8 protein-coding genes and 1 pseudogene are annotated in these 10714 nt (G+C 51.0%); 3 read left to right on the forward strand and 6 right to left on the reverse strand.

Annotated elements, in window-relative coordinates; genetic code table 11:
* Both PN498_RS28555 and PN498_RS03195 read left to right on the forward strand, forming a co-directional pair.
* A pseudogene (locus PN498_RS28555) lies at positions 1–77 on the forward strand (photosystem II protein D1); the annotation flags it as partial.
* Positions 78–270: 193 nt separating this feature from the next.
* Positions 271–1719: a carotenoid oxygenase family protein gene (locus PN498_RS03195; protein WP_334312218.1), complete on the forward strand. Its 1449-nt coding sequence runs from the start codon at positions 271–273 to the stop codon at positions 1717–1719.
* Positions 1720–1787: 68 nt separating this feature from the next.
* Here PN498_RS03195 and PN498_RS03200 read toward each other — a convergent pair whose 3' ends face one another.
* From PN498_RS03200 to PN498_RS03225, 6 genes are all read right to left on the reverse strand, one after another.
* Positions 1788–2498, reverse strand: a complete 711-nt coding sequence (locus PN498_RS03200; RefSeq protein WP_272061234.1) for an E3 ubiquitin ligase family protein — start codon at positions 2496–2498, stop codon at positions 1788–1790.
* Between the two features lie 90 nt (positions 2499–2588).
* Positions 2589–3140: a PadR family transcriptional regulator gene (locus tag PN498_RS03205; protein WP_272061235.1), complete on the reverse strand. Its 552-nt coding sequence runs from the start codon at positions 3138–3140 to the stop codon at positions 2589–2591.
* Between the two features lie 115 nt (positions 3141–3255).
* A complete protein-coding gene (locus PN498_RS03210; protein WP_272061236.1) occupies positions 3256–4902 on the reverse strand; it encodes an adenylate/guanylate cyclase domain-containing protein in 1647 nt (548 codons plus the stop codon).
* A 107-nt stretch (positions 4903–5009) separates the two neighbouring features.
* Positions 5010–6131, reverse strand: a complete 1122-nt coding sequence (locus PN498_RS03215; RefSeq protein ID WP_272061237.1) for a saccharopine dehydrogenase family protein — start codon at positions 6129–6131, stop codon at positions 5010–5012.
* 136 nt (positions 6132–6267) lie between these two features.
* Positions 6268–7515 (reverse strand): cytochrome P450, encoded by a 1248-nt coding sequence (locus PN498_RS03220; RefSeq protein ID WP_272061238.1) that lies wholly within the window; start codon positions 7513–7515, stop codon positions 6268–6270.
* A 225-nt stretch (positions 7516–7740) separates the two neighbouring features.
* A complete protein-coding gene (locus tag PN498_RS03225) occupies positions 7741–8229 on the reverse strand; it encodes a DUF1269 domain-containing protein (protein WP_272061239.1) in 489 nt (162 codons plus the stop codon).
* Positions 8230–8800: 571 nt separating this feature from the next.
* On the opposite strand from PN498_RS03225, the gene PN498_RS03230 reads away from it, so the two are divergent.
* Positions 8801–10516: an IS1634 family transposase gene (locus PN498_RS03230; protein ID WP_272061240.1), complete on the forward strand. Its 1716-nt coding sequence runs from the start codon at positions 8801–8803 to the stop codon at positions 10514–10516.
* Positions 10517–10714 lie beyond the last annotated feature (198 nt).

Here is a 10714-nt window from a genome sequence, read left to right on the forward strand (position 1 = left end):
AAGTGATGCACGAGCGCAACGCTCACAACTTCCCGCTCGACTTGGCTGCGGCTGAGGCTCCCGAAATCATCGGTTAGTCCTCGACCCTCAGCTAGTCTGAGATAGAACAAATCGAAGCCCCCTCTCACGAGGGGGCTTTTTGCATTTGAATTTTCCAAACTGTATTCTGGATAATTTCCCTAGAACTTGCGCCTTGATCTCTTAATTCCTCTCCTTTCCGTTATCTTTACTGCACAATGAAGGATACGTATTACTCCATATTCACAATTAATGATGACAGCGGTAACGACCTCGAAGACACAGCAGAAAGCTTGGGCTAAGGCGATCGCAGACCCGGCTCAAGAATTTCCCTTAACCCCGCTGTCAGTTTTATCAGGTGCTATACCATCCGATCTTCAAGGCAGTCTGTATCGCAACGGTCCCGGTCGATTAGAGCGTCAGGGGCAGCGAGTTGGTCATTGGTTTGATGGTGACGGAGCTGTTTTAGCCGTTCACTTCGCCGATGGACAGGCAGAAGCCACTTATCGCTATGTGCGATCAGCGGGCTATGTAGATGAGGAGCAAGCTGAGGCCTTTTTGTATAGCGGCTACGGCAGCCTTGCTCCTGGACCCTTTTGGCAGCGATGGAGTTCTCAGCTTAAAAACGCTGGCAACACTTCTGTCCTGGCTCTTCCCAATGGCATTTTGGCGTTATGGGAAGGGGGCTGGCCCCACCGTTTGGATGCCAAAACCTTGGAAACCCAAGAAGTTGATGCCCTGGGAAAGCTCCAGGCAGATGAACCTTACTCGGCTCACCCCAAACGACATCCCCAGACAGGAGATATCTTCAACTTCGGTATGGTCGCTGGTGCGAATGCCACCCTCAATATCTATCGCAGTGATGTTAGTGGACGGATTGACCGAAAACAATCTATTCCACTCAATGGTATCCCCCTAGTTCACGACTTTGTACTTGCCGATCGCTACTTAGTTTTCTGTGTTCCCCCAATTCGCCTTAATCCCCTACCAGCCGTTCTAGGCTTTCAAAGCTTTAGCGACGCTCTCATGTGGCAGCCAAAACACGGCACCCAGCTCGTTGTGGTTGATGCCGATACATTAGAGGTCATTAGTTCAGAAGCTGTTGATCCTTGGTATCAGTGGCATTTTGGCAAAGGTTTTGTCAACAACGATGGCGATATTGTGCTGGAAGTCGTCCGCTACGAAAACTTCGCAACGAATCAGCAACTCAAAGAAATTGCGACAGGTCAGTATGATACCCCTGCTCTAGGTCAGCTTTATCGAATCTGCGTCGATCCTGAGACAGCAACTGTGCGAGCAGAGGAGTGCTTGGTAGCCCATCACTGTGAGTTCCCCTACGTGCCTGCGGATCAGCCAACGGTGACCGCTCCCACCTTCCTTTCACTTGATCCACCCAATCGGGACAACACGGGCGAACTGTTTCGAGCGATCGCTCGCTTCGATCCTGATACGGCTAAGCTCACTGTTGCAGAGACAGGCTTGGAGCGATATCCTTCTGAGCCTATTTACGTACCGAAGCAAAACGCTACAACCTCCTCAGGCTGGGTGCTGACGGTGATCTATGACGGTTCAGCTCATCAAAGTGAACTGTGGATTTATGATAGCGATCGCCTAGAGGACGAACCCGTTTGCCGACTTCACTTACCAAGCGTGATTCCTCATAGTTTTCATGGCACCTGGCGAAGTAGGGCAACAGGATGAAGGCAGACGACAGACCTGTGCGGTGCAGCCGAATTACTCCTTCAACGACTCCACTTAAACAGAAGTTGCTAGATGAAGAGAAGATCGATGATGCATAGGACCGTGCCGACGATGAGACACCCTGCAATGCCATAGGTCATATTTTGGGCGTTTCGAGAGAGGTTGACTGCTAGCCTCTCCTCTGTTTTGAGAGAGATAAGATATCGGTGATTCGACTGAACAGGTTTGCCGAGCACAACATCTCCTGTCCAATCGCTGACCGCTCCCACCACCAGGACTTCCTGTCCTACAGGCAATATTCTCTCTTGGTAGCGGTGGCCGAGGATTTTGCCTGATTGCTCTGGACGAAAATCATTCATGATCTCAACCGTTTCGATATCCGCACCGGCAAGATCAACTTTGATCTTGCCAGTACGATCACTTAACCAAAACGTTGTCGATCGCGTGGTATCAGAGACAATCTTTGATTTCCTCTGTTGTTTGCCGTCCTTATTGCTCTCCTTATACTCTTGAATCACTTTTGATTCATAGTGAACACACGGTTCATGCTTGTGCTCAGAGTAAAGCGGTTGGTCAGATACCACCTCGCCCCACAGCTTTACGTAGTCTCGCCAATCACCGCCGCCAATTTCTGCTGCAATCTCATGGGCCATCTGGGTTAGCTCTGAAGCGGTTGCTGATCGGGCCAGTTTGACACACGAAAGCTTCTGCTTCTGAGTGCGCCGATTGAACAGCATCACTAATCCAATGATGATTAGAAAGAGGCCAAAGAAGATCATCGTTGCAGTCCTAAATTTGCACCTACTTCAGTTATCGACTAGTGCCCCCTATGGGATTAATCGTACCCATCTGTTTCTGACAAACCACGGTTATTCGGGCGATTCCACAAAAGACTGTAGTGTAGCGATCGCCTCATCACACCACTTCAACCAGCCCTGTTCAAATTGAATTCCATTGCGTAGGGTCAGATATTGGTACGTGCCTTTTTGGGAAAGGGCTTCTACATCAGGGAAAAAGCGGTCCTCGATCGCCTGATACTCCACCAAGCGAGTCTGATGTAGTTTTCGCTGCTGGCGGAGTTCTTTCACCATGGCGTCCGGCTCAATTAGATATCCGCCATACAGCTTGACCAACAAGTCATCCTTGATCGGACAGAGAGAAACCGACTGGTCTAGCCATTCCATCAAAAATGTTTTGCCGCTTTCCGTCACGGAATACAGCTTTTTGTTGGGACGCGCATCTTGTTCTATTGTTTCTGCCGTGATGTGATTTGCCGCTTCTAATTTGGCAAGTTCACGATAGATCTGCTGGTGGCTCGCATCCCAGAAAAACCCAACCGAACCGTCGAATCGCTTCGCTAGGTCATATCCGCTACTGGGACAATCCAACAAAGACACCAGAATTGCATGGGACAAGGCCATGGGATTCACTTTTTTGCATATGGGCTAATAGCATAACGATGATTTTTAGGGGTTACCAACTCGCGATGTTGGATTTTCAGTTTTAGATTGAGGAATGTATAAAATCAATGAGTCTTTATGACGCCAATTTTGGGGTAAGTTCCAATAGAGGCTTGTGGCGATCGCGCATCCAGTAAGTCGTCATCATGCCCTTTCCCTTCACAGCAATCTCTCCTCGACACTCAAACGTATAGTGTTGTTTCAACGCCTCATAGGTACTTTGGGTAACCTGAATTTCTCCAGCGGCACCTGTTGACTCCATACGACTCGCAATGTTGACGGTATCTCCCCAGAGGTCATAAATAAACTTCTTGTGACCAATGACGCCAGCGACGACAGGTCCTGTATTAATGCCAACCCGCATGGTGAAAGGTCGCTTGTGTTTGTAACTGAACGCTACAATCGCCTTCTGCATATCCAGCGCCATTTCAGCCATTGCCGTTGCGTGGTCGTGTCGATGCTCCGGCAATCCGCCCACTACCATATAGGCATCGCCAATAGTTTTGATTTTTTCCAGCCCGTGCTCTTCCGCCAAGGTGTCAAAGGTAGAAAAAATTTCATTCAGCATAATCACCAAATCCTGAGGTGACAGCTCAGTCGAAAGCTGAGTGAAGTTCACAATATCGGCAAACAAAACGGTCACTCCAGCAAAATGATCCGCGATTGTGCCTTCCTTCCGCATGAGCCGTGACGCGATGGGCTGCGGCAGAATATTAAGCAGTAGCTGTTCAGACTTCTCCTTTTCTACCTGAAGGTCTTGCTGAGCCTTCTCTCGTTCGGCGGTTGTCGCGGCAATCACCAAAGCGGTAATTACCAGAACGCAAATATAAGCCTGTAGCGCTAGGACAGCCTGTTCAGGACGACTGGCAAACTGAAGAAAAGGACCCACGTTTTGAATCACACCCAGTCCGGCAAAGCTTGTCGTCAAAACGATCGCGATCGCCGCTCCGGGCATACCAAATCGCAGCGCCCCCCAAGCCACCATCGGAAAAGTCAAATACTCCAGAGGGAAAAGAGACGTTTCCATTTGGCTAGCTAACACAAACACAAACCAGCTCAAAAGGCAAAGACCCACCACCCACAGCACCGCAAACAGTCTTCGCTGAACGGTTTGAAGCGGCTGCGACCGGGTTGCGATCGCCAGCACAGCCGGAAACAAAATGAACACGCCACTGACATTGCTAATCCACCACGTGAGCCAAGCTGATCCCAGTTCAGCAAATGTCATTTCTTCGCAACAGCAACAGTTGAGCACGCCAATCGTGGCGCTCAGCGCAGCTGGCAGAATCCCGGCGAAGATAATCAAAAGACCAATATCTCGCAGCCGATCCAATCGCGGCGAAAAATTACCCCGCAACAGCAGCCAAGACCCCAGCAGTGCTTGCAGAGTATTGTTCGTCGCAGAAATCAAACTCTCAAGGGTTGTTTGTTCCCCCGAGAAAACGGTGCTAACCAATGACCCTAGAGCGATCGCCGGCCAAAACTTGAGGCCCATTAGCAGCAAGACAAGCTGACTGTAGGCCGCGGGCGGCCAAATGGGATAAGCTTGCAGCCCACCCTGAAGTTGAAACCGATAGATGAGCTGAACAAGCAACCCGTAGCCGATCGCAAAGAGTGCGATCGCAATCAAATACTTCACCCCTTTCAATTGCCGCGATGCTTGAGAAAAAACAGGTCGGCGACGAGGCCGTAACACATCCAGCCAAGAGTCTCGCAGGGGCATTTCAGCAGTACCTCACAGCAAACGTTTGCTCTAGCCAATCAGTTTGACCACTGCATAGAGTATTCCCGACAACAACATCGTAGGAATTACAGAGTCGCTCCTCGACTCTACACCTTGATATCGGGCAACGTCATCGCTTCCTGAATACGCAAGTCACGAGACGTCATTGCTGTCATAAACAACTCCGTGGGCAATGCCTGTTCCGGAGGATAAACGCCCGGTTGCTGCAATTCACCAGACAACAGCAGTTCCACCACGCCGCCAGTGCCCAATCCGGCAGCAACCGCTGCGCTTTCGTGAACAAAGGAACTCATGTAGTGAGCAGACTGTCCTTCGTGCTGGCCTTTCACATCGCACCGCATGGCTACCCCTGTGCCGCTAAAGCGATCCGTAATATCCGTCATCCAGTGGCTTACCTGAGCCAAAAACTCAACCGTATTGCGGTTTTGCAAAACCGCAGACGGCAGCCAGTGAGCCATCGACCACGTGGCATGGTTATAGAAATCAGGCACAATCCCAAATTTGGTAATGACACTGTTGACCGGAAACGTCTGCTGAAGTGTCGTTGCTTCTGGCATGTCGTACCAATAGACGGGGGATGGCCCATAGGGCGGGGGAAAGGTAAGGGTTTCGCGATCGCTGTACGGCTTCACCATTTGCCACTGACCATCTAGCCAGGCTTCAAAAGGTCGCTGGAGGCCAATAAAGGTCGTTCGCATGACCGTGACACCGGCCCCCCCAGATCCCGCCACAATGTAGCTGAGTTGAATCGAATCGGGCAGCGGGTCAAAGGCTTCGACGCCCTTGCGGACCATACTGTTGGAAATGCCTGGGAAAACACCCGTATTCACAATCGCCGTTACCCCTGCCGCTTCAGCATCCTGATGTAGGGCCAGCGCTTTTTGCGTGAAACTGCGCTCATCGCTGACATCAATATAGTTAACTCCTTGCTGAATGCAGGATTGGAGGACACTTGTGTCTCGGTAGTGGAAGGGGCCTGCTGCATGAACCACGATATCGACTGGGGCGATCGCGGCTTGCAACTGAGTCTGATTTCCGATGTCTAATATTTGAGATTGCGCTTTGGCATCTAATCGCTCAACGGCAGCGGCAACGGATTGAGGATTACGTCCAGTAATGATCACTTCAGCATCTGTGTGAGCCAACACATCTCTAGCAATGGCGGTACCAATTCGCCCACATCCCCCAATCACCAATACTTTTGCCATAACAACGCATCCTCAATCTCTATCGCGGCAGAAAAAAGGCTTACGGAGCCGCTCATCCCCATACCCTAGCGAAAAAGACCTGAGTGATGAATTGACCTAAATAGCCACAAAGCTCTGTCTCCAGAGCGAATTTTGTTTACAGCAGGCCAACTTCAGCGATGCGAAAGTGACTTTTAGGCAGTGTGGGTATCAGCGTGAGACTAACATCAAGATTCTGAGGTGGAACTCGATAGGTCAGATGATTGACGAGGAACTTAAGCGATCGCTCCATTAGCTGAATGGTTAACCATTCTCCCGCACAGCGATGGTTGGTATCATAGTTGCCGCCCCCTTGGGGAATAAAATCAAAATGGTTCTCGGTCCAGCGTGAAAATCGCTCAGGACGGAATTCATCAGGCCGCTCCCATAAATCAGGATCATGATTGGTTCCATACAAATCTAGTAGCACACGAATCCCAGCAGGAAAGTGGTAGCCTTGCCAATCAAACTCCTTGCGGGTGCGAGCAGAGGCAAAGGGAAAGAAAGGATAAAACCGTCGAACTTCTTGAGTGAATAGGTGAATGTAGTCTGAACCGCCGTCTCTAATTCGAGATCGCTCCTCCGGATGTTGGTGTAGCGCTAAGGCGGCAAAGATGATGTAGCGACCAATAGCAACCGTAGGACGCAAGACATTCAGCAAGTCAACGGTAGCAGCATGAATGTCCATTGGTTCACCTGCAGAATTTTTGTAGCAGGCAAAGGCATAAGCAGCCGTCTGTTGAGGAACTTCTAGTTGATGCGTGCGAATCTTTTCAATCACGCTGCTGATCCACTGTTCGGCCTGATTGCGGGCCTGCTTTGCTCGCCAATGCGCTGGACCGATGCGACCTGCACCGCTAATCATTCTAGATAACTCGCGGGTGTGCTGTGCCACTTCCTTGTGTTCAAGAGGCACACCTGACCATTCACAAACCGCACGGCACAGTATTTCTTCAACCTCATCAAACAAGATGACATGACTTCTGTTCTCCCATCCCCTAGCATAGGTTCGCCACTGCTGTTCTGTCAGATCTGCTAGAGCTGTTAATCGCTCTGGTGTCATCAATTGCATGAAAATCTGTTTGCGCTGGCGATGGGCTTCTCCATCCAGCCCTTGTACACCACCTTCCCCTAACAGCGTTTCTTTGACGCGCTTAGGCGCAGCGTCTTTACGAGAGAATTTATTGGTGTCGTAAAACAGTTTGGCCGCTTCTTCCCCTCGAAAGCAGATAGTATTTTCGAGCGTGATTCGCGTTTGAAAAATGTCCGTTTGATAGCGAGCGCACCGTTTTGAAATGAACTCATACCCATCAAAGGCCAGCGCCAAAGTGCTATCAATCGCTGGCAGCCGTTTAATCTCTTTCATAAGTATTATCGAGTGTAAAAATAGTCGGACGACTCTCTTGAAAGCGAATGCCAATGGCGAAATTAGTGCTGATTCGACCAGCTCACTAGATAGCCTGGTGTCGGTGGTGTTGGCTGAGATATAGGTTTTGCCTCGATAGAGAGTGATTCAGCATTCGCAGACGTTGGGTTAGGTGATATCAAGGAAACCCAACCCAAAACCTACACATTTAGATATGTCATTCCACTATGCCGCGCTGAAGTGCTCCTGCAGCATGTTTTCTTGCTCTTGGGACAGATTAGAGCGCAGAAGTTGTGCATGCTCTCCCTCCAGTGCCTCTTCCACCTTGTCGAGGGTCACTTCGCCTGTCATCAAAAACAGTGCTGAGGTTCCTTCGGTAACGCTACTGCGAATTTCCTTAATGAAATCGTCATTGATGCCATAGTCCCGGAAATAGCCCGCTAATGCACCACTCGCAGCACCAATTGCAGCGCCAAATAGCGGAATGAAGAAGATTAGGCCGAACAGCAATCCCCAAAACGCACCATCCAAGGCTCCTAGTCCCACTAGCGGAAGTGCCTGCTGAGTCTGGGGCTTTTTCTTGCCTTCGGGCCAAGAAACTACAGCCGCATCTTTAATTTCAATCAAGTGCTGCTTTTGAAGTTCGGAAAGCTTTTGTAGCACAGATTTCGCACCGTCTGCAGTGTCGAATTTCCAAACGGTTAGATTAGCCATGATTCACCTTTCTCTTCCTACAAGTTAGGCAAGTTTGCTTAACCGCTTGTGTTGAGTAGATAGCCCTTGAAGCGGTTTTGTATCCTACGCAAGTGAAATTAAGACGACACCGCTACTTTTTCATCCTCACAAAGTTGTTTTTTCCGCTCTATCTAAAGGCGTAGGGCAAGGGGATTAAAGGTGGGCGTTGCTGAGCAGCGGGATGATGGATTCCCTGCACCTGATATACATCAGGGTGATACCTCATCCGTCATACCTTGCCGTAAGCCGTTGAGGTCAACATCATGAATTTCTACTACAAACAACCGATGCCTGCTATTGGAACTGACAGGCCCTCGGTATTTGTCAATAGTATCCGTCACTTTTTACAGTTCATGCCTCCTTCAACCTCCATGATTCTACTCGCGAACCAATACTGATGTTGCAAAAGCATCAGCAATAGGCGCATTCGAAACTGCCTGTAAGCATTTCCTGAGATTCGGATTGAAAAAGATCGCTCTAGCAACTTACTTTATAACTCTCGGTTCGCCGATTTTTAAACGCGCCCAATAAATTTGGCTAGAGTTGGGCTATGAATAAGCCTCTACCTCTGACCACTGAACGAGTTGACGACATTCCGCTACTGCTGGCTCAATTGGAGCGGATGGGGGTGCAAAGACTGCTCGATGAGCACTTTCCAACCCATGGCAACTGGCAAGGGTTGAGTTTAGGAACCGTAGCAGTGATCTGGCTGAGTCACATCCTGTCGCAAGCGGACCATCGTCTCAATCATGTCCAACCCTGGGTGGAAGGTCATCAGGAGACCCTGCGAGGGAGTTTGCACCAGTCGGTGCGAGCGCTGGACTTGAGTGATGACCGGCTGGAGTGTGTGTTGCGCTATCTCAGTGAAGATGAGCCCTGGCGGGAGTTTGAAACGGCGCTAAGTCAGCAGCAGATTCAGGTGTATGACCTATCGCCCCAACGGTTGCGGTTAGATAGCACCACCGTCAGCGGGGATTGGTGTGTCAGTGAGGGCGGTCTGTTTCAATATGGAGTGAGCAAAGACCATCGTCCGGACCTACCGCAACTGAAGCTGATGTTAGCTAGCCTCGACCCGTTGGGGATGCCGGTCGCCAGCGAAATTGTGGCCGGGAATCGGGCGGATGACCCACTCTACATTCCTGCCATTGAGCGGGTGCGCCAGAGCCTGCCTCAGCCGGGATTGCTGTACGTGGGGGACTGCAAAATGGCGAGTTTGCAAACCCGGGTTTGTCTGCAGGCGCACGGAGACTTTTACCTGTGTCCGTTGGGAGGCGCGCAGCTCAAAGCCGATGACCTGCAACGCTATCTGGCCCCTATCTGGGAGGAAACTGTGACCCTGCAGGAGATTTACACAACCCAGACCGATGGTACTCCCGTGGTGATAGCCTGTGGCTATGAACAGTCCCATCCCTGCACCGCTGAGTGGGACGGCCAGCATTGGAGTTGGCTGGAACGCCGATTGGTGGTGTGTTCGTTAGCCCATGCCGAAGCGGCCCGCAAGGCCTTCACGACGCGTATCGAGCAGGCCCAGAGCGACCTGGAGGCGCTCAACCAATCCCGCCAGAGTCACCGGGGTGACCGGGCGGCGTTCCAACAAGCTGCCGAAGCAATTGTGCGCCGCCACCGGGTCACTGAGTGTTTTCACCTCGACTACCGTGAGCAGGTGGAATCCCGCCCGGTCCGTCGCTATCGAGACCAGCCGTCCCGAGTCGTGGACACCTATCACGTCCAGGTTCACGTCACCCTGGATACCGAAGTCGTCCAGCAGCAGATGCGGACCCTGGGCTGGAGGGTTTATGTCACCAATCATCCTCTGTCTACCCTCTCCCTGGAGCAAGCCGTCCTCGCCTATCGTCAGGAGTATCGTATTGAACGCGGCTTTGGCCGCCTCAAAGGTCATCCCCTGTCTCTCACCCCCATGTATCTCCAGCGGGAAGACCACATCCAGGGGCTCATCCGCTTGCTCTCCATTGCCTTACGGCTCTTAACCCTGATGGAGTTTCAAGTCCGACGGGCCCTGGCCAACCAACAAGAGTCCTTAGCCGGGCTCTATGTCGGTAATCCCAAGCGAGCGACGGCTCATCCCACCACCGAATTGCTCTTGGCTCAGTTTCGCGATATTACGTTGACCCTCCTGGAGGTGCCGCCCGACCTCTATCTCCATATCACCCCGCTTACCTCGCTTCAGCAGAAGATTCTGGCCTTGCTGAACCTGCCAGAATCCATTTATTCCGGGCTAGAACCTGAATCTGCAAATCCTTTATGAAAATGAGCGAACCGAGAGTTATAACGAAGCCTTCTACCTTTCCCAAAACGCCGATGTCGCCAAGGCAGTGGCAAGCGGTCAGTTTGATAGCGGTATGCAGCACTTTTTCTCTGTTGGCATCTACGAAGAGCGTGCCCTGAGCTGAAGTTCCCCATGATTGGCGACTGAAAAGGGGATCGGGCAATCCATGGATTGCCC

The sequence above is a fragment of the Oscillatoria sp. CS-180 genome (assembly GCF_028330965.1).
Lineage (GTDB): Bacteria > Cyanobacteriota > Cyanobacteriia > Phormidesmidales > Phormidesmidaceae > Halomicronema.